Origin of the sequence: Dactylosporangium salmoneum (assembly GCF_039532525.1) — a bacterium.
Lineage (GTDB): Bacteria > Actinomycetota > Actinomycetes > Mycobacteriales > Micromonosporaceae > Dactylosporangium > Dactylosporangium salmoneum.
Map to the genome: position 1 here is coordinate 314,086 of NZ_BAAARV010000016.1, position 19,559 is coordinate 333,644.

15 protein-coding genes are annotated in these 19,559 nt (G+C 73.9%); 8 read left to right on the forward strand and 7 right to left on the reverse strand.

Translation table 11 applies throughout. The annotated features are described in order from the left end of the window. Window positions 1-12: 12 nt before the first annotated feature. The gene (locus ABD352_RS09040) at window positions 13-4,320 is read right to left on the reverse strand and encodes an MBG domain-containing protein (protein WP_344611789.1); all 4,308 of its coding nucleotides are present in this window, start codon (window positions 4,318-4,320) and stop codon (window positions 13-15) included. A gap of 193 nt (window positions 4,321-4,513) precedes the next feature. Here ABD352_RS09040 and ABD352_RS09045 point away from each other — a divergent pair, with 193 nt between their 5' ends. Next, the gene (locus ABD352_RS09045) at window positions 4,514-5,545 is read left to right on the forward strand and encodes a cation diffusion facilitator family transporter (protein WP_344611790.1); all 1,032 of its coding nucleotides are present in this window, start codon (window positions 4,514-4,516) and stop codon (window positions 5,543-5,545) included. Here the strand turns inward: ABD352_RS09045 and ABD352_RS09050 are convergent. After that, a complete protein-coding gene (locus ABD352_RS09050) occupies window positions 5,518-6,474 on the reverse strand; it encodes a helix-turn-helix transcriptional regulator (RefSeq protein ID WP_344611791.1) in 957 nt (318 codons plus the stop codon). The genes ABD352_RS09045 and ABD352_RS09050 overlap by 28 nt on opposite strands. A 65-nt stretch (window positions 6,475-6,539) precedes the next feature. Between ABD352_RS09050 and ABD352_RS09055 the strand changes: the two genes are divergently transcribed. Further along, window positions 6,540-7,223, forward strand: coding sequence for an alpha/beta fold hydrolase (locus ABD352_RS09055; protein ID WP_344611792.1), 684 nt, complete (start codon window positions 6,540-6,542; stop codon window positions 7,221-7,223). 86 nt (window positions 7,224-7,309) lie between these two features. Further along, the gene (locus ABD352_RS09060; RefSeq protein ID WP_344611793.1) at window positions 7,310-8,398 is read left to right on the forward strand and encodes a cellulose binding domain-containing protein; all 1,089 of its coding nucleotides are present in this window, start codon (window positions 7,310-7,312) and stop codon (window positions 8,396-8,398) included. Here the strand turns inward: ABD352_RS09060 and ABD352_RS09065 are convergent. The 4 genes from ABD352_RS09065 to ABD352_RS09080 form a co-directional block, all read right to left on the reverse strand. Beyond that, the gene (locus tag ABD352_RS09065; RefSeq protein ID WP_344611794.1) at window positions 8,395-10,995 is read right to left on the reverse strand and encodes a putative bifunctional diguanylate cyclase/phosphodiesterase; all 2,601 of its coding nucleotides are present in this window, start codon (window positions 10,993-10,995) and stop codon (window positions 8,395-8,397) included. The two genes, ABD352_RS09060 and ABD352_RS09065, sit on opposite strands and share 4 nt — an antisense overlap. 186 nt (window positions 10,996-11,181) lie before the next feature. Next, the gene (locus ABD352_RS09070) at window positions 11,182-13,470 is read right to left on the reverse strand and encodes an ABC transporter permease (protein WP_344611795.1); all 2,289 of its coding nucleotides are present in this window, start codon (window positions 13,468-13,470) and stop codon (window positions 11,182-11,184) included. Continuing rightward, window positions 13,467-14,198: an ABC transporter ATP-binding protein gene (locus ABD352_RS09075; RefSeq protein WP_344611796.1), complete on the reverse strand. Its 732-nt coding sequence runs from the start codon at window positions 14,196-14,198 to the stop codon at window positions 13,467-13,469. Before ABD352_RS09075 ends, ABD352_RS09070 begins: the two co-directional genes overlap by 4 nt. A 78-nt stretch (window positions 14,199-14,276) precedes the next feature. Continuing rightward, a complete protein-coding gene (locus ABD352_RS09080; protein WP_344611797.1) occupies window positions 14,277-14,708 on the reverse strand; it encodes a hypothetical protein in 432 nt (143 codons plus the stop codon). Window positions 14,709-14,756: 48 nt separating this feature from the next. Between ABD352_RS09080 and ABD352_RS09085 the strand changes: the two genes are divergently transcribed. Next, window positions 14,757-15,185: a DUF2716 domain-containing protein gene (locus ABD352_RS09085; protein WP_344611798.1), complete on the forward strand. Its 429-nt coding sequence runs from the start codon at window positions 14,757-14,759 to the stop codon at window positions 15,183-15,185. Here ABD352_RS09085 and ABD352_RS09090 read toward each other — a convergent pair. Beyond that, window positions 15,168-15,539, reverse strand: coding sequence for an STAS domain-containing protein (locus ABD352_RS09090; protein WP_344611799.1), 372 nt, complete (start codon window positions 15,537-15,539; stop codon window positions 15,168-15,170). The genes ABD352_RS09085 and ABD352_RS09090 overlap by 18 nt on opposite strands. Window positions 15,540-15,885: 346 nt before the next feature. On the opposite strand from ABD352_RS09090, the gene ABD352_RS09095 reads away from it, so the two are divergent. Genes ABD352_RS09095 through ABD352_RS09110 form a run of 4 tightly spaced genes read left to right on the forward strand, consistent with a single transcriptional unit; the run spans window position 15,886 to window position 19,514 of the window. Next, window positions 15,886-17,148 (forward strand): ABC transporter substrate-binding protein, encoded by a 1,263-nt coding sequence (locus ABD352_RS09095; protein ID WP_344611800.1) that lies wholly within the window; start codon window positions 15,886-15,888, stop codon window positions 17,146-17,148. Then, the gene (locus ABD352_RS09100) at window positions 17,145-18,131 is read left to right on the forward strand and encodes a carbohydrate ABC transporter permease (RefSeq protein ID WP_344611801.1); all 987 of its coding nucleotides are present in this window, start codon (window positions 17,145-17,147) and stop codon (window positions 18,129-18,131) included. Before ABD352_RS09095 ends, ABD352_RS09100 begins: the two co-directional genes overlap by 4 nt. A 4-nt stretch (window positions 18,132-18,135) precedes the next feature. Further along, on the forward strand, window positions 18,136-19,062 hold the full coding sequence (locus ABD352_RS09105; RefSeq protein ID WP_344611802.1) for a carbohydrate ABC transporter permease: 927 nt from the start codon (window positions 18,136-18,138) through the stop codon (window positions 19,060-19,062). Between the two features lie 23 nt (window positions 19,063-19,085). Beyond that, the gene (locus ABD352_RS09110) at window positions 19,086-19,514 is read left to right on the forward strand and encodes a GNAT family N-acetyltransferase (protein WP_344611803.1); all 429 of its coding nucleotides are present in this window, start codon (window positions 19,086-19,088) and stop codon (window positions 19,512-19,514) included. The last annotated feature ends 45 nt before the right edge of the window (window positions 19,515-19,559 follow it).

Below are 19,559 nucleotides of genomic sequence, written 5' to 3' on the forward strand. Positions count from 1 at the left end.
ACGCCGGGTCCGCTACGAGAACACCCCCAGGGCCGCCGCGATGCCGACCGCCACCACCGCGCCGCCGGCGAGCTCGCGGGGCCAGCTCTGGTCCTTGGTCTCGCCCTCGCGGCCGAAGAGCTCGATGAGCGAGAAGGCCAGGCCCGGCAGGGTCAGCAGGATGAAGCCGTTGACGATGCGCGACTCCGGGTCGTGGATCAGCTTGGCCAGGACCAGGCTGGCCACCGTGCCGACGAGCATCATGAAGACCGTCTTCACGATCCGCTTCGGCAGCACGCGGAACAGCTTCGGCTGGTTCGGGAACTTGTCCTCGTACACGCTGAGCACCTGCGGCACGATGAACAGCACGGTGCCGACCCACAGCTGCCAGGGCGCGCCCAGGAACGAGACGGACACGAAGACGAACACCGCGGTCCGCAGGCCGATGGCGGTGAGCCGCTGCACGGTGCCCGGCTTCGGCAGCTTCTCCGGGCGCACCTCGCACAGCCGCTGCGGGTACGCCCACGCCGCCACGGTCTCCAGGACGATCCGCCCGGCGATGGTCGCGAGCGCGGCCAGCGCGATCCGGTCGGCCGACGACGCGATCGGCAGGTGGTGCCCGGCCAGCCCGGACAGTGCGCCCACGGCCTTCTGCACGGCCCAGCCGCCCATGAGCGACGCGATGAGCACGTCGGCGCCGCGGGTCCACCAGTCCAGCGCGCGCTCGGCCGGAGGCCGCCGGAACGGCCGGACGACCCCGGCGAGCAGGGCGAACGCGAACCACATGGCGCACACGCCGAGCAGCAGGCGCAGCCCGTCGGCCGAGGTGACGCCGCCGGAGGCGACCACGGACGCGAAGAACACGACGGCGGCGGCGAGGCCGGCGAACGCGTCCAGGATGCCCAGCACCACGAGCGCGAGCATGATTCCGGCCGACGGCAGCGGCGAGCCGTGGCTCTGCACCGCGGCCACGGCGCCGAGCACCGCGCCGGCCGCGGGGACCGCCCACCAGCCGACGCCGAACATCGAGCGCAGGTAGGAGCCGTCGCCGAGGATCCGGGCGATCAGCGGCGAGTACGGCGCCACCCGTTGCGGCAGCGCGAGGCTCAGCCGGTCCAGCCATCCGGAGGGCAACAGCCGCCACGTGAACGAGCGGTCGCCCGGGCCGGTGCCGTCCCAGCGCTCCTTGAAGAACTTCGAGGAGCCGGAGCTGATCTTCCCGCCCTTGCGCCGGCTGGTCTTGTGCGTGGCCGCGCCGGCGCCCGCACCGGCCGAGACGGCCAGCAGGGTGAAGCCGGCGACGCCGGTGTTGAGCACGGCGGCGGCGTGGGCGGCCGGGACGTACTTCGGCAGCCGGTCCAGCGGGTCGGAGCTCGCCGGCGGCGCCGGTGCGGTGGTCCTCACCGGCCCGGACGGGACGGCCTGCACGTCGCTGGGCTCCGCCGGGGCCGTGGTGGCCGGGCCCGAGGCGGCCGGCGTCGGGGTGGCCGGCACGTCGACGAGCACCAGCCCGACGGCGAGCGAGCGCTGCTGCCCGTCCGCGGTGAGCCCGTTGACCTGCAGCGTGTGCTCGCCGACCGGCAGCGACGCGGGCACCGGCAGCGTGGCGTCCACCGAGCCGTCGGCGCCGGCGGTGACACGTCCGATGAGCACCGGGTCGGAGAACAGCCACACGTCCGCGCGGGTGTTGGCGGCGAAGCCGGTCATCGAGACGAGCACCTCGTGCTTGCGGTCGACGACGAGCTTGCCGTCGGCGTCCAGCGGCTGCCGGACGCGGCTCGCGCTGAGCGCGGCGACCGCGGCGGTGAAGCCGGAGCCGGTCAGCTTCAGCCCGCCGCCCTGGTCGGGGGCGCGGGTGATCGTGGACGCCTTGCCGCCGACCATGGACAGCGCCGCGTTCGGGGCCAGCTCCGGCCGGGTGCCGGTGATCGGGTTCTGCACCGGCGCCGGGGCGGGCTGCGCGAGGGTCAGCCGCGCGACCACGGGCGCCGCGACCCAGTCGGGGTTGTCGAGCGCGGCGACGACCCGGTAGGTGCCGGGCTTGCGGGGTGCCGTGCCGGAGGCGTTGTAGGTGACGGCGACGCCGGTGAGGCCGGACGGCGTGGTGGTCACCGCGGCCGTGTGCTGCCGGCCGTCGGCCGCCTGGGACAGGTCGCGCACGTGCAGCGTCGCCGCGCCCCGGGCGACCCGGGCCGTGGCGGTCGCGGTGGCCGCCGGCAAATAGGACTCGTCGCCCGGCTGGGCGGCGGTGACCGTGCAGTCGCCGGCGTGCACCGGCGCGAGGGTGCCGGCGCCGGCCTCGGTGCGCAGCTCGCAGCCGCCGGCCGCGGACACCTGGACCGGCAGCCCGGCGCTGGACTCGGCGGCGACCGCGCCCGCGGCCCCGCCCACGGTGAGGGCGCCGGGCGCGCTCAGGCGCAGCTCCTGCACGGCCCGGGCCACGTCGATGGTGCGGGCCACGCCGGGCGCCGCGAGCCGGTTCGCGTCGCCGTCCTGGTGGGCGGTCACGACGCACTCGCCGCCGCGCGCGAAGGCGAGCGCGCCGTCGCGCAGCTCGCAGCTGCCGGTCGCGGTGAAGCGCACCGGCAGCCCGGACGACGCGGTGGCCGCCAGCGGGCGTGGGGCGTCGCCGAACGTCGCGGCGGCCAGGTCGGCGAAGTCGACCGCCTGCGGCGCCTTGGCGACGGTCAGCGTCGCCTCGAGCAGGCCCTCGCGGTTCGGGCCGTCCACGCTCACCACGACGTGGTAGGTGCCGGCCGTGGTGGGCGGGGTGAGCGACCCGTCGTAGGTGATGCGCACGGTGCCGACGCCGGCGGGGTCGACGGCCGCCTTCACCTCGCGGGCGGTACCGCTGTACACCTGCGACAGCCCGGTCAGCGTGATCGTGACGGCGCCCTTGGCCACGGCGAAGGAGCGCGAGACGGGCGCGGCGGCGGTGTGGTTGGCGTCGCCGCCCTGCGCCGCGGTGACGGTGCACTGCCCGGCGCCGGTGATGGTCAGCGTGGCGCCGGCCACCGCGCAGGTGCCGGCGGCGGCGTAGGTGACGGGCAGCCCGGCGCCGCTGGAGGCGCCCAGGCGGACCGGGTTGTCGCCGAAGCTGCGGCCGGGCAGCTCGGGGAAGGTGATGGTCTGCGCCGCCCTGGCCACCACGAGCGTGCCGGACGCGCTGCCGGCGTGCGTGGCGGAGGAGTACGTGGCCTGCACCGCGTAGCTGCCGGCGACGGTCGGCGCGGTCGCGGAGCCGTCGTAGGTGACGGTCATCGCGCCGTTGCCCGGGTCGGGGTCGGCGACCGCGGTGACGGCGCGCTGGGTGCCGTCGTACGTCTGCCCCAGCCCGGCCAGCGACACCGGCACCGGCGCCTTGGTGACCTGGAACGCGCGGGTGACCGGGGCGGCCGCGGTGTAGGTGCCGTCGCCGGCCTGGCTCGCGGTCAGCGTGCAGGTGCCGACGGCGGTGACGGCGACGGTCGAGCCGGACACCGTGCACGCGCCGGACGCGGCGAGCGACACCGGCAGGCCGGACGAGGCGGCCGGGCCGACCGTGAACGGGGCGACCCCGTACGTGACGTCGGCGATCGCCGCGAAGTCGATGGACTGCCCGCCGGGCGGGCTCGGCCGGCCGCCGCGCACCTGGTACACGTACCGCCCGCGCTGGCTGCTGCCGCCCGAGTTGTGCACGAGCCCGGTCGAGGTGTTGGTGTCGACGAGCGCGCCGGCCACGCCGGAGCCCGGGTAGACGTAGGTGGAGGCCTCGGTGCCGCTGGAGTAGCCGACGGTCAGGCCGCCCGACGGCTCGTAGACCAGGCGGTCGTAGTTCATGACGATGTCGAAGTTGTTCGCCCCGGTGTCCGACCTGTCGACCAGCAGCAGCTGGGAGCTGTTGAGCCGGTCCTCGCCGTTGTTGTAGTAGCCGACGTTGACCCAGTTCACGCAGTAGGCGGGCCGGCCGGCGTAGGTGACCGGGCCGTAGGAGACCGGGGTGGTGCCGGCAGATCGGGTGTCGACGTCGTAGAACGCGACCGCGACGATCGGGCTGCCGAAGGCGGAGAGGTCAAGCCCGGAGTAGCCGGAGTAGGCCTCGCCGAACGTGACGTCGCCGTTGTTGCTGACGAACATGCCGCCGTACGTCGTGCCGAAGAAGTTGACCGAGAACCCGAGCGGGACCTCGCCCGACGTGCCGTCGTCGGAGCGGCCGAGCGAGGTCGTGCGGCAGCCGGCGTCGGTGATCACCGCATTGGGCCCCGCCGCCTCGGCCGGCGCCGCGTCGACCAGGAGGAATGCTCCCTGGATGGCGAGGGCGAGCAGTGCGAGGAGCCGGTAGGCACGACGGCGGTAGGTCATGCGCGCACCATCGGCGGGCCCGCCGCCCGGTTGATCTCTTCTCGGTGTGGACCGGGGAACACCACAGGCCAGAAGCGGACAGATGCCCCGCAAAACGAAAAATCCGATAGGTCGCGGCGGGCCGGCGCCCGCCCCTTGTCGAAAACCGGCACCACCACCCCATGGCCCGGTGCGCGTGGGAGAGTCTTGAAGCGTGAGCGACCACCACGACGAGCACCGGAGCCTCCCGCACGACCATGAGCACGACCACGACGAGCACGCGGGGCACGAGCACGGGGAGCACGGGCACCACCACGGGGTGCAGCGCGATGCCGACCGGCGCTGGCTGAGCCTCGCGCTCGGGCTGATCGGCGCCTTCATGGCCGGCGAGGTGGTCGTCGGCCTGCTGGCCCGCTCGCTGGCGCTGCTCTCCGACGCCGCGCACATGCTCACCGACGCCGGGGCGATCGGGCTGGCGCTCGTGGCCATGCGGCTCGCGGCGCGGCCGCCCAAAGGGGGGTACACCTTCGGCCTGAAGCGGGCCGAGATCCTCTCCGCGCAGGCGAACGGGATCACCATGCTCATCCTCGGGGCGGTGCTCGCCGTCGAGGCGGTGCGGCGGCTGATCGAACCGCCGGCCGTCGTCGGGTGGCCGGTGCTGGTCACGGCGGTCGCGGGCATCGGGGTCAACCTCGCGGCGGCGTGGGCGATGAGCAAGGCGAACCGGCGCAGCCTCAACGTCGAAGGGGCGTTCCAGCACGTCCTCAACGACCTGTTCGCGTTCATCGCGACGGCGGCGGCCGGGCTGGTCATGGTGGTCACCGGGTTCACCCGGGCCGACGCGATCGCCACGCTGCTGGTGGTGGCGCTCATGGTGCGGGCCGGTTTCGGGCTGGTGCGGGCGTCCGGGCGGATCTTCCTGGAGGCGGCGCCGAGCGGGATCGACCCGCCGGCGCTGGGGTCGCGGCTGGCCGGCGTGCCGGACGTGGTCGAGGTGCACGACCTGCACGTATGGCAGATCACCTCCGGGGAGCCGGCGCTGTCGGCCCACGTGCTGGTGGCCGAGGGGCGGGACTGCCACCGGGTGCGGGCGGCGATCGAGGGGTTGTTGCGCCGGGAGTACCGCATCACGCACTCGACGCTGCAGGTCGACCACGCCGCCATCACGGCGGCGGTCGCGGCCGACGACCAGCACTGCGCCGACGCGCACGGCGAGTCCTACCGGCCGGCCACCCCGCTCAGGTAGCGGGCCAGCGCGGCCACCTCGTCGCGCAGCGCGTCCGGGCGGACGATCTCGAACTCCCAGCCCAGGCCGGCGAGCATCCGGGCCATGCCGTCGAGGTGCTCGGCCCGGCAGGTCAGGCGGGCGCGGTCCCCGGCCGGCTCGACGGCGCCGATGGTGGCCGGGATGCGGCGGCGGACCTCGTCTACGCCGGCCCGCAGCAGGACCTCGACCTCGTGGCGGTACGGCACCGCGGCCAGCCCGGCCACGACGTGCCCGACCGGGTCGAAGGTCTCCGGCGGGGGCTCGAACCGGTCCTGCCCCAGCACGACGGTCCCGATGCGGTCCAGCCGCAGCGTGCGGGGCTCGCCGCGGAGGTGGTCGAGGCCGGTGGCGTACCAGCGGCCGGCGTGGAAGACGAGGCCGTAGGGGTCGAAGGCGCGCTCGGTCTCCTCGCCGCGCCACGAGCGGTACGACAGCGTCACCCGCCGCCGGTCCCGCGCCGCCTCGCCGAGGGTCAGCAGGTGCCGGGCCTCGACCGCGACCTGCTCCTTCGGCGGCTGGGTGAAGCCCAGGGTGGCGCGCACCGCCCGGACCCGCTCGCGCAGGGCGTCGGGCAGCACCCGCTCGATCTTGGCCAGCGCCGTCTCGCGCGCGGGCGCGGTGACGCCGAGGCCCAGCCGTTCGGCGGCGAGCAGGCCGAGCACCACGGCCACGGCCTCGTCGTCGGCGAGCATCAGCGGCGGCAGGCGGTAGCCGGGGGCGAGGCGGTAGCCGCCGTAGCGCCCGCGGCCGGCCCGCACCGGCAGGCCGAGGTCGGCCAGGGCGGCGGCGTAGCGGCGCACGGTGCGCTGGTCGACGCCGAGCCGCTCGGCCAGCTGGGGGCCGGTCAGCCCGGGCCGGGCCTGGAGCACCTCGAGCAGGGCGAGCACGTTGCCCGTCGACTGTGACACGGGCCACTCCGGATGGGCGCTGAATCAGGACGGATCTCGCCCTGATTCGATCCTAGCCTCGGGGCATGACGAACTTCATCCTGGTGCCGGGCATGTGGCTGGGCGGCTGGGCGTGGGACGCGGTGGCGGAGCCGCTGCGCGCGGCCGGGCACGACGTGACCGCGGTGACGCTGGGCGGGCTGGCCGAGCGGCGGGCCGAGGCGGGCACCGCGACGCTCGAGTCGCACATCGAGGACGTGGTCGCGGCGGCCGGCGACCGGGCGGCGGTGACGCTGGTCGGGCACAGCTACGGCGGGCTCCCGGTGCGGGGCGCGGCCGAGCGGCTGCCCGGCCGGGTCTCCCGCGTGGTGTACATCGACAGCGGCCCCGTCCCGGACGGCACCCGCCAGGCCGACTTCTCCGCGAAGGTCGACGAGCAGGACGTCGTGCCGCCCTCGTTCGACCCGGCCGACGACCCGGCGCTCTTCGCCGGCCTGGAGGGCCGGTCGGCCTGGATCCGCGAGCGGGCCACCCCGCACCCGTGGGCCACCGTCGTCGAGCCGCTGCGGCTGCGCGCGCCCGAGCAGCCGCCGACCGAGCTGGTGCTCAACACGTTCACCAGGGCGGCGGTCGAGGGGATGATCGCGGCCGGGCACCCGTTCGTCGCCGGGCTGGACCGCCGCGCGTACCGGCTGCACGAGCTGCCCACCGGGCACTGGCCGATGTTCAGCCGGCCCGCGGACCTGGCCGCCCTGCTGCAGGCGCTGTGAAACGTTCACCCGCCGGGCCCTGGTCCGGCGGGTGCCACACTGATCGACATTGAGCGATCGTCGAAGCGCTTGCTGCACTGCTGGGCATGCGCCTGCGGATGATGTCGACGATCTCGGCGGTGCTGGCCTGCGTCGCCGCCACGGTCCTGCTCGCCCTGCCCGGGGCGGCCGCGGCCGCCCCGGTGCGGATCATGCCCCTCGGCGACTCGATCACCGGCTCGCCGGGCTGCTGGCGGGCGCTGCTGTGGCAGGCCTTGCAGTCCGGTGGGTACACCAACATCGACTTCGTCGGCACCCAGCCCCCGCAGGGCTGCTCGGTGCCGTACGACGGCGACGGCGAGGGCCACGGCGGCGCCCTCGTCACCGCGGTCGCCGACCAGAACCAGCTCCCCGGCTGGCTCGCGGCCACCCACCCGGACGTGGTGCTCATGCACTTCGGCACCAACGACGTGTGGAGCAACCGCTCGGTCGACACGATCCTGGCCGCGTACTCCAAGCTGCTCGACCAGATGCGCGCCAGCAACCCGGCCATGCGCCTGCTCGTCGCCCAGATCATCCCGATGAACCCGTCCTCGTGCCCCGAGTGCGCGCAGCGGGTGGTGGCGCTCAACGCCGCGATCCCGGGCTGGGCGGCGGCGCACACCACGGCGGCCTCCCCCGTCGTGGTGGTCGACCAGTGGACCGGCTTCGACACGGCCGCGGACACGGGCGACGGGGTGCACCCGAACGACAACGGCAACCGCAAGATGGCCGACCGCTGGTACCCGCCCCTGGCGGCGGTCCTGAACAAGGTGCCGACCAGCCCCTCAGCCTCCACATCGGCCTCCGCATCGGCCACGCCATCGGCCTCGGCCTCGGCATCACCGAGCGCCAGCACCGGCACGTCGGCCTGCACCGCCACGTACAAGGTGACGAACCAGTGGCAGGGCGGCTTCCAGGCGGAGGTCACCGTAAAGGCCACGACGGCCATCACCGGCTGGACGACCCGGTTCACGTTCGCGAACGGGGAGCAGGTCACGCAGTCCTGGAACGCGACGCTCACCCAGTCCGGGGCCGCGGTCACCGCCTCCAACGTCGCCTGGAACGGCACCCTGGCGGCCGGCGCGACGGTCAGCTACGGCTTCATCGGCTCCGGCACCGGCGGCACTCCCGCCGTGGCCTGCACGAAGTCCTAGACCAGGGCGAAGGAGCCCTTGGCCAGCAGGGTCGCGAAGGCGGCCTCCGGCACCGGCCGGGAGAAGTGGAAGCCCTGGCCGATCGGGCAGCCCAGGCGGCGCAGTTCGCGCGCCTGGGCGGCGTCCTCGATGCCCTCGGCCACCACCTGCAGGCCCAGCGCCTGCGCCAGGTCGAGGATGGCCCGGGCCAGGGCCGAGTGCTCCTGGCCGCCGGCCACCCCGTCGACGAACGGCTTGGGGATCTTCAGGATGTCGATCGGGAAGGCGTGCAGGCGCGACAGCGACGAGTAGCCCGTGCCGAAGTCGTCGACCGCCAGCCGTACGCCCAGCGCCTTGAGCTCGGCGAGGCGGTTCGCGGCGACCTCGGCGTCCTCGCTGAGCAGCGACTCGGTGATCTCCAGGGTCAGCCGGTGCGGCGGCAGGCCGCTGTGCAGGAGGGTCTGCTGGACGTACAGCGTGACGGCCGGGTCCTGCACCTGGCGCGGGGAGAGGTTCACGCTGATGCGCTGCTCCCCCGGCCAGCCGGCGGCGGCCCGGCAGGCGGCGCCGAGCACCTCGTAGCCCAGCGGCAGGATCAGGCCGGTCTCCTCGGCCAGCCCGATGAACCGGTCCGGCGGGATGAGCCCCTTCTCCGGGTGCGGCCAGCGGACCAGCGCCTCGGCGCCGACGATCGCGCCGTCGCGCAGGTCGACGAAGGGCTGGTAGTGCGCGAGCAGCTCGTGCCGCTCGATGGCGCCGCGCAGGTCCTCGGCCAGGTCGAGCTTCTCCATCAGGCCGGCGTGCATGCTGGGGGCGAAGTAGGCGTAGCGGTTGCGGCCCTGACGCTTGGCCATGTGCATGGCCACGTCGGCGTTGCGCAGCAGCTCGTCGGCGTCCGGCAGGCGGTCCGGGTCGGGCAGCGCGATGCCGACGCTGGCCCGCGGCTGGATCTCCCGGCCCTCGACGGTCAGCGGCCGGCGCACGGTCGCGAGCACCCGCTCGGCGATGCGGGCCGCCTCGGCGGCGTCGTCGAGCTGCTCCAGCAGCATCGCGAACTCGTCGCCGCCGAGGCGGGCGGCGGTGTCCGCGGAGCGCAGGCAGGAGCGCAGCCGGTCGGCGGTGGTCCGGAGCAGGGCGTCGCCGGCGACCCGGCCGAGGGAGTCGTTGACCGTCTTGAAGTCGTCGAGGTCGACGATGAGCAGGGCGATGTGGCGGTACGGCGTGCCGCGCCGCTCCAGCGCGTGGTGAATCCGGTCGGCCAGCAGGGCGCGGTTGGCCAGGCCGGTCAGCTCGTCGTGGAACGCGCGGTGGGTCAGCTGCTCCTCGAGCGCCTTGCGTTCCGTGATGTCCCGGGTAGTGAAGAGGTAGCCGCTCTCGTCGGCGTCGTCGACGGCCCGGCCCACGGTCTCGGTGATCACGTACCTGCCGTCGGCCCGCCGCAGCCGGCACTCCACCGGCCCGACCAGACCGGCCTCGTCGCGGGTGTCGAGCAGGACGGCGACCCCGTCCCGGTCGTCGGGGTGGACCAGGTCGGTGAGCGGCCGGCCGAGCACGGCCGCCGGTGGCACGCCGAGCAGCGACTCCACCGAGGGCGTCACGTACTGCACGACGCCGTCGCGCCGGCAGATCGACAGCAGGTCGGTGACCTGCTCGGTGAGGCGCTGGAACCGGCCCTCGGCCCGCTGCCGCTGCACCTCGCGCAGCACCTCGACCACGTCGGCCAGGCGGACCAGGACCAGCACGAACAGCACGCACGAGGCGGTGAGGAAGACCGCCAGCTCGGCCGAGGCGGCCGCCTTGACGGTGATCACGACCGGGATGAGCAGCGCGGCCACGGCCAGCAGCACGGCCACCCGGCCGCTGGACAGCCGGGGCGCGGCCGGCGGGAGCCGCTCGTCGACCAGGCGCATGCCCGGGTGCAGCGCGGCGCCGCCGATGCCGAGGTAGAAGCCGATCCAGAGGAGGTCGGGCCAGCTGCCGGCGTGGAAGGTGCCGCGCAGCGACTGCCAGGTGAAGGCGGCGTCGGCGGCGAGCAGGCAGGCGAAGCCGGCGAAGAGGATGCGCAGCGGCGCGGCGCGGGCGCTGCGGCCGCCGCCGATCCGGGCCATGACGGCCAGCACCAGCACGTCGCCGAGGGGGTAGCCGACCGCGATGACGCGCTGGACGCCGGAGATGCCGGGCTGGCTCAGGTACGGCTCGATGAGGAACACCCACGTCAGCAGCGCGGCGCCGACGGTGACGATGGTGCCGTCGATGAGCGCGGCCCGGTCGCCGCCGGGGTTCTGCCGGCGCACCACGATGACCAGGGCTATGGCCAGGCAGGGGTACATCACCAGGTAGAGCACGTCGGCCAGCCCCGGGCCGGGTGGCGGCCGGCCCTCGACGAGCTGGGGCCAGTAGAACACCCCGTCGCCGGTCGCGTAGCAGGCCACCCCGGCCGCGAGGAGCAGCCACGGCAGGGTCCGGGCCGGCCGGTGCACGGCCACGCCGAGCAGCACGGCCCCGACCGACGACGCGGCGATCGCGATCAACAGCAGGGTGCGCAGGGGTGAGTCGGGCGTCAGGAAGTAGCCGACGCTCAGCGCCACGCCCACGGCGAGGTACGCCCGCAGCAGCACAAGCTCTCGATCGGCCGCGAACCGTGCGTCTTTACCCTTTCCGCGCGTTCACTCCCGCACGGCCGCCATCCGGGCGGCCGGGATGCGCCGCCGTTCACTCCCGCACGGCCGCCATCCGGGCGGCCGGAATGCGCCGCCGTTCACTCCCGCACGGCCGCCATCCGGGCGGCCGGGATGCGCCGCCGTTCACTCCCGCACGGCCGCCATCCGGGCGGCCGGGGTGCGCAGGGCGACGGCCGCCGGGATCAGCGCGGCCAGGAGCGCGACCACCGCGCAGGCCCCCGCCACGCCGAGGACGCGGTCCCAGGGCACGACGATGATCGCGGCGACGCCCTGGTCGTGCAGGCGCGGGACCATGCCCAGCAGCATGCCGCCCGCCACCAGCCAGGCCAGCGCCGTCCCCGCCGCGGCGCACAGCAGCGCCTCCAGCCCCACCATGGCCAGCACCCGGCGCGGCGTGGCGCCGGCCAGCCGGAGCACGGCCAGGTCCCGCGACCGGTCCGCGGTCGCCATGACGAGCGTGTTGGCGATGCCGATCATCGTGTACACCATGGCCATCCCCAGCACCGCCAGCAACGCGAGGTCGTTCATCCGCCGCTGCTCGGCCTCCAGGCTCGCGAAGTACTGCCGCGGGGTCAGCACCTGACCGGCGATCCCGGTGGCGGGGCCCGGCAGGTAGACCGCGTCGGGGCGGCCGGGCCCGAGCGACCAGGGCAGCAGGACGGCGTCGTCGAGGTCGGCCGACGGTGCGAGGACGCCCGCCACCGTCAGGTGCACCGGCGTGGAGTCGTCGAGCCAGAAGTCCGCGGTGCCGCCGGGGTGCCAGCCCATCGAGGCGGCCAGGCCGTGCCCGGCGACGACGGTGCCGTCGGCCGGCTCGACGGGCACCTTCATGACGCGGGACAGGCCCGGGCCGGCGAACACGGCGTCGAACGGCTCGGCGTAGTCGGACTGGTTCACGTACACCACCGAGCGGGCCACCGGCACCCCACCGGGCGGCACCGACGCGGGCGCCACCAGCACCCCGCTCGCGGTGAGCCGGTCGGCGCCGGCCCGCTCCTGGGCGCCCCACAGCGTCGCCGAGCCGGCCAGGGTGCTGGCCGCGATGCCCGCGGTCACCAGGATCGGGGCCACGGTCGAGGCGGTGCGCCGCACGGAGGTGCGGGCCCCGTCGCGGGCCAGGGCGGCGGTCACGCCGGGCAGCAGCCGGCCGAGCAGCCAGGCCGTGCCGGGGGCGAGCAGCGGGGCGAAGAGCGCCACCCCGGTGATGGCCAGCTGGGCCTCCAGCAGCACCAGCGCGATCACCTCGACCCCGCCGGACAGCGTCAGCACGAGCGTGAGCGCGCCGCCGAGGAACAGCAGGCCGAAGACGAACCGGCCGGCGGTCATCACCCGCCGGTCGGCGGTGGCGTCGCGCAGCGCCTCGATCGGGCGGACCCGCCCGGCCCGGTGCGCCGCGACGGCCGCGCCGGACAGCGCCACGAGCAGCCCCGCGCCGAACGCGGCCAGCAGCGGCCAGAGCACGAAGCCGGCGGTGAAGTCGCGCGGGGCGAAGCCGGCCCGGGCCAGCCCGTGCGCGAAGGGCGGGGCGGCGAGCAGGCCCACCCCGCAGCCGGCCAGCCCGGCGATCACCCCGACGACGAGGGCCTCGCCGAGCACCAGCCGGCGCACCTGGCGCGGGGTGGCCCCGGCCGCTCGCAGCAGCGCGAGCTCCCGCCGGCGCTGGGCGACGGCGAAGGCGAAGGTGCTCGCCACCACGAAGACGGCGACGAACGAGGCCAGGCCGGCCGTGGTGCCCATCATCGAGGCGGCCACGGCGAGCAGGTCGGCGTCCTGGTCCGGCTCGGCGTCGGCCCGGGCGTCGCCGGTGAGCACCCGCGGCCCGTCGCCGACGGCCTTGCGGACCTGGTCGGCGGTCATGCCCCGCACCGCGATCGCGTCGATCCGCCCGCCGCTGAGCTCCTCGGCGGCCTTGTCGGTGAGGTACACGGCGGGCGGCCCGCCGACCGTGCCGGTCACGGTGAAGGTCCGGCCGGCGACGTCGACGCGGTCGCCGGTGCGCGCGCCCGGGCCGGACACCACGGCCTCGTCGTCGCGGGCCGGCCCGGCGCCGGGCAGGTCGTGCAGGGCGGCGGCGGACCAGGGGTGGGCGCCGCCGGGCAGCCAGCGGTCGACGACGGCGCCGGGCAGCCGCGCGGGGAGGTCGGCGGGCAGCGCGCGGCTGCGGTTGGTCGTGGTGGTGCTGGTGTACTCCTCTTCGGTCCCGGGTCTGACCACCACCGTGATGCTGTTGTTCCCGGCCACCACCACGTCGGCGCGGTCGTACCAGGCCGGGTGCCGCTCCCGCCCGACGCTGGAGGCGAGGGTGAGCCCGGTCGTGGCCAGCAGCGCCACGCCGAGCCCGACGGCGATGAAGACCCCGGCGAACGAGGCCCAGCGCGCGCGGACCGTCTGCAGCGCGATGCCCGTCATCATCGGCCGGCGCCCGTCGTCTCCAGGCCGGTCATGCGCTCGGCCACGGCCTGCGGGGTCGGCGCGGCCATCTCCCCGGCGACCCGCCCGTCGGCCAGGAACACCACCCGGTCCGCGTGCGCGGCGGCGACCGGGTCGTGGGTGACCATCACGACGGTCTGGCCCTGGCCGTCCACCATGGAGCGCAGCAGGCCGAGCACCTCCCGGCCGGTGTGCGAGTCGAGCGCCCCGGTCGGCTCGTCGGCGAAGAGCACGTCGGGCCTGGTGATGACGGCCCGGGCGATGGCGACCCGCTGCTGCTGGCCGCCGGAGAGCTCCGCGGGGCGGTGCCGGGCCCGGTCGGCCAGCCCGACGGCGGCGAGCACGGCCCGCACCTCGCGGCGGGCGGGTCGCCGGCCGGCCAGCCGCAGCGGCAGGGCCACGTTCTGCTCGGCGGTGAGCGAGGACAGCAGGTTGAAGGCCTGGAAGACGAAGCCGATCCGGTCCCGGCGCAGCACGGTCAGCCGGGTCTCGCTCAGCGGGCCGAGGTCGGTGCCGGCCAGCCGCACGGTCCCCTCGGTCGGGCGGTCCAGGCCGGCCGCGACCTGCAGCAGCGTGGACTTGCCGGAGCCGGACGGCCCCATCACGGCGGTGAACGTGCCCCGGGCGAAGCCCAGCGTCACCGCGTCCAGCGCGGTGACGGCGCCGAACCGCTTGGCGACACGGTCGAGCTCGACGACGTGTTCGGTCATGCGTCGATCGAACCGTGCGCGACCGGTCCGCCACACGCCCGCGGACCGGTGTCTGGGAGGTAGGGCTGGCCGTACCCCCTAGTTGGGGTAGGGGTACACCTTCCACGGCTGCGTCTTGAGGCCGCCACGGCCGTCGATGCCGGTCTTCATCCGCTCGCTGGTCTCGTGGGAGATGCCGGGCGACTCCGCCGGCGGCACCTCGACCGCGGTGGCGGTGAAGGTCTTCTCGTCGGTGCCCCGGTAGTCGACCCGGACCACGGCGGTGCCGCCGGCCGTCTCCAGCAGCAGGAAGACGTGCCCGTCCCCCGGCAGCGGCGGGGTGCGCCGGCCGAGGTCGATGCAGCTGTTGACCTGCCCGAAGGGCGACGAGCGGGCCACCAGCCCGCAGGCCTTCGGCTCCTGGTCGGCCAGGAAGCTCGACCGCTGCGGGAAGGTCACCGCGAACGGCAGCCCGCCGCACACCACCAGGGCCGCCCCCGCCGCGCTCAACGCCCACCCGAGTCGATTCATGCGGACATTGTTAGCAGAACCGGCCCCGGCGCCAATATCCTGGGCCGCGTGGCGGCGTGGGAAGAGCTTCCGTTCGACACCTACGAAGAGCTGTGGTCACGCGTGCCGGCCGACCCGGAGCCGTCGGTCACCTTCGATCTGAGCGGCTTCTTCACCGCGAAGGTGCAGGCCGAGTTCAACTCCGCGGAGCGGGCCGTCAACGACCTGGCGCAGCTGGCGTTCGTGCGGCTGCTGCCGCCCGAGCGGCCGCTGCTGGTGCTCGACTGGGAGCACGCGTCCTTCCGGTTCTGGCCGCACCGGAGCACCGAGCCGCTGGACCGGCTGGTGGTGCCCAACGGCGACCACTACATCGTCGGCACCGAGGACTTCTCCATGGGTACCGCGGGCCACCCCTGGGAGCAGACCCTGCGCGTCTGGGGCGAGCCGCTCCTCGGCGTGCTCGCCCCCATGCTCTCCTGGCTACCGCTGCGCGGGTAGCCCGCCGGCGGGCCTGAGCAGCCCCCCGGAGGGATCGGCCGCGCCCATCAGCACCTGGACGGGGACGTCCAGGTCGCCGGCGGAGTCGATGGTGGCCAGGATCGCGCCGACCACCCGCGGGTCGAGCCGGGTGGCGCCACGCAGGTCGATCACGATCGGGTCGGGGCGGTGGTGCAGGAGGGCCTCGACGAGCCGGCGCTGCGCCTGGGCGGCCCAGGAAGCGTCGATCTCGCCGTCGAACTGGACTGCAACGGGGCTGGCGGGGGCGTGCAGGAGGGTGACTGCCCCGCCGCCGGGGACCGGTGAACGCTCGTACGGCACCTTCGCCTCCGAGGTGTCGGCTGGATGTTGCACCGTGGGCCACAGTAACCAACCTCACACCGGAATGTGAACAGCCTTACGCCATCCGGTGCGTCGCCGTAGGGCGTCCTGCAGGGTCTCCCGCGCGCGTGACCTGTCGAATCGTCAGACATCACCGCGAGCGACGCTTCCATTACGCCGTGATGGAAGTTCATCCATTCGTCGGATGTAAGTGCCCGATCGACGCTACGTAGCGACCTAAGGTTCAATCACCAACCGGTATGTGCGCGCAATACGGTCCCAGGACGACATACGTGCGCCGCCCCGCCACATGGAATCGCCGCGCCGCGTCCTGAATGCAGATCCCAGCGCCGCCGCGTGGACTCCTGGAGGATTTGGCGTGTGGAAGGGCCGCTTGGCCATCGTGGCGATCCTGGCCGTATCGCTGCTCGCCACCCTGTCGATGTTCGCCGTGCGGGGCGCGAGCGACGACCAGCTCGAGGTGTACTCCTGGTGGACCGGGCCGGGTGAGGAGGAGGGACTGGCCGCGATGGCCAAGTCCTTCGAGACGGCCAACCCGGGCGTGCGGTTCGTCAACGCGGCCGTCTCCGGGGGCGCCGGCTCCAACGCCAAGGCGATCCTGGCCAGCCGGCTGCTGGCCAACGACCCGCCCGACTCCTACCAGCGCCACGCCGGCCTGGAGCTGCTCGACGACGTGCGCTCGGGCAAGGTCCAGGACCTGAGCGACCTGTACCGGCAGCAGGGCTGGACGAAGGTGTTCCCCAAGGGCCTGGTCGACAACCTCACCATCGAGAACAAGATCTATGCGGTGCCGGTGAACATCCACCGGGCCAACCTGCTGTGGTACAACCCCAAGGCCCTCAGGGAGCTGGGGATCGCCGCGCCGCCGAAGACCTGGGCGGAGTTCCTGCAGCAGGCCGAGGCCATCAAGGCGAAGGGCAAGATCCCGCTCGCCGTCGGGCCGGAGTGGACCCAGAAGCACCTGCTGGAGACGGTACTGCTCGGGGAGCTCGGCCCGGACAAGTACGAGAACCTCTTCGCCGGCGGCATGAGCTGGCTCGCCCCGGACGTCGCCGGCGCGCTGGACATGTACGCCAAGGTGCTCGCCGAGTCCGACGTGAAGTCCGCCGCCGGGGACTGGCAGCCGCAGCTGGACAAGGTGTTCTCCGGGTCGGCCGTGTACGCCGTGATGGGCGACTGGTCGTCGTCGTACCTCGAAGGCTCCAAGAAGCTGCAGTTCCACGCCGACTACGACGTGGTCGCCTCGCCGGGCAGCAACGGGGTGTACGACTTCCTCTCCGACTCCTTCACCCTGCCCACCGGCGCCCGCCGGCCCGACCTGGCCCGCAAGTGGCTGGTCGAGTGCGGCTCGACCGAGGGGCAGAACCTGTTCAACCCGCTGAAGGGCTCCATTCCGGCCCGCACCGACACCGACGCCGCCCTCTACAAGGGCTACCTCGAGTGGGCGCTGCAGCAGTGGCGCGACCCCAAGACCCGCATCGTCGGCTCGCTGACCCACGGCGTGGTGGCGAACAACGCGTACAACGCGGAGATCGACTCGGCGCTTGGCCTGTTCGTCCAGCACGGCGACGAGGGCAAGTTCGCCCAGACCGTCGAGCGGCAGTTCCGGGAGACGCAGTGAGCGCGATCGACCAGCACGGCCCCGCATCGCACGTCGCGCGGCACTCCTCCGAGCCGGCCCGCCCGACCTACGTGCCCAAGCAGCGCAGGCCGCGCAAGCAGCGCGGCCCCCGGTGGCTGCCGGGCCTGGTGCTGGTCTCCCCGTCGCTGATCCTCATCGGCATCTTCGTGTACGGCTTCCTGGGCTGGAACGTGCGGGTGTCGTTCACCAACTGGCGTGGGCTCTCCCCGAAGTACCACTTCGTGGGCCTCGACAACTACACGGCGCTGCTGCGCGACGAGCGCTTCCGCGCCGACGTGCGCAACCTGGTCGTCTTCACCGTCGTCTTCGTCGCCGGGGCCCTGCTGCTGGGCTTCTTCATGGCGATGCTGCTGGACCGGGGCGTGCGCGGCGAGGGCTTCCTGCGCGGCGTGTACCTCTTCCCGATGGCCATCTCGTTCATCGCCACCGCGATCGTGTGGCGCTGGCTGCTGGACAACGGCGAAGGCGCCGACACCGCCGGCATCAACAAGCTCCTGTCCGAGGTCGGGCTGGGCTTCCTGCGCAGCGACTGGCACAAGTCCGACTCGATGTGGGCGATCGCCGCGGTCGCGCTGCCGGCCGGCTGGGCCCTGTCCGGCTACGTGATGGCGCTGTTCCTGGCCGGCATGCGCGGCGTCAACGAGACCCTGCGCGAGTCGGCCCGCATGGACGGGGCCAGCGAGCGGCAGATCTTCTGGTACGTCGTGCGCCCCGCCCTGCGCCCGGTGACCTTCAGCGCGCTGCTCATCATGGTGCACATCTCGCTCAAGACGTTCGACCTGCTCTACGCCCTCGACCAGGGCAACCTGCGCATCGACACGCCGTCGCTCTACATGTGGTTCACCACCTTCGACGGCGGCTTCTACGACCGCGGCGCCACCATCGCCACGGTCCTGCTCCTCGGGGTGGCCCTCACGGTCGGCCCCTACGTCTGGTACAGCCTGCGTACGGAACGGCGGTAATCCCATGGTCCGCGCAACCGCCGTCGTGCCCCGGCAGAACATGGCCTCGCCGCCGCTGCCGCCGCCCCCCGTCGCCGAGACCCCTCGCTGGCAGCGTCCCAGCCGCGCCCGCACCGTGGCCCGCTACGTCGTGCTGTGGGCCCTGGCCGCGTTCTTCCTCATGCCGGTCTACGTGCTCGTGGTCACCAGCTTCAAGAACCCGGCCGACGTGAGCGTCACGCGCATCTGGGAGCTGCCGACCAGCTTCTCCTTCGCCAACTTCGGTGCCGTGCTGCCCAAGCTGTCGTCGGGCTTCCGCAACTCCCTGGCCCTGTCCATCCCGGCCAGCCTCATCTCGGCCCTGCTGGGCTGCGCCAACGGGTTCGTGCTGTCGAAGTTCCGCTTCCCGCTGTCCAACGTCGTCTTCCCGCTGATCCTGTTCGGGATCTTCGTGCCGTACCAGGCGGTCATCATCCCGGTCTCGCAGACCATGACCGCCGTCGGCCTGCGCGGCGCGGGAGACGCCACCGGGGGCCTGCTCGGCCTGATGCTCATCCACATCATCTACGGTCTGCCGATCACCACCCTGATCTTCCGCAACCACTTCATCTCGCTGCCCGACCCGTTGCTGGAGTCGGCCCGCCTCGACGGCGCGGGCGTGCTGCGGACCTGGGTGGACCTGGCGGTACCGCTGTCCAAGCCGGCCTTCGCGGTCGCGGTGATCTGGCAGTTCACCTCGTCCTGGAACGACTTCATGTTCGGCGCGATGATGACCAGCCGCGACTCCTGGCCGGTGACCATCGCCCTGAACAACGTGGCCGGCGGCCAGTCCGTCCCCTTCGGCCAGGCCATGGCCGGCGCCCTGCTGGTGAGCCTGCCGACCCTGGCCATCTACGTCCTGCTGGGCCGCTTCTTCATGCGCGGCCTGCTGGCCGGCACCCTGCAGGAGTAGCGCCTGCGGTTAGAGTCGGCCGAATGACCGTCGAGATCTTCCTCGCCCGCGACGTCGACGATGAGCTGGTGGCCGCCTTCGCCCGCCTGCTGCCCCAGCTCTCCCGCTCGGCCACGCCGCTGGACCCCGCCGCCCTGCAGGCGCTGGTCGCGTGGCCCGGCACCCACCTGCTGCTGGCCCGCGTGGACGGCACGATCCAGGGCACCCTGACCCTGGTGACCTTCCCGATCCCGACGGGCCTGCGCGCCTGGATCGAGGACGTGGTGGTCGACGAGTCCGCCCGCGGCCGCGGCGTCGGCGCCGCCCTGACCGAGGAGGCGATCCGCGTCGCCCGCGCGGCCGGGGCCCGCACGGTGGACCTGACGTCCCGCCCCTCCCGCGAGGCGGCCAACCGGCTCTACGAGCGCCTGGGCTTCGAGCGGCGCAACTCCACCGTCTACCGCCTGGCCTGAGGCACTTGCGCAATCGGTCAGGCACGAGGCGCTGGTCGCCGTTGC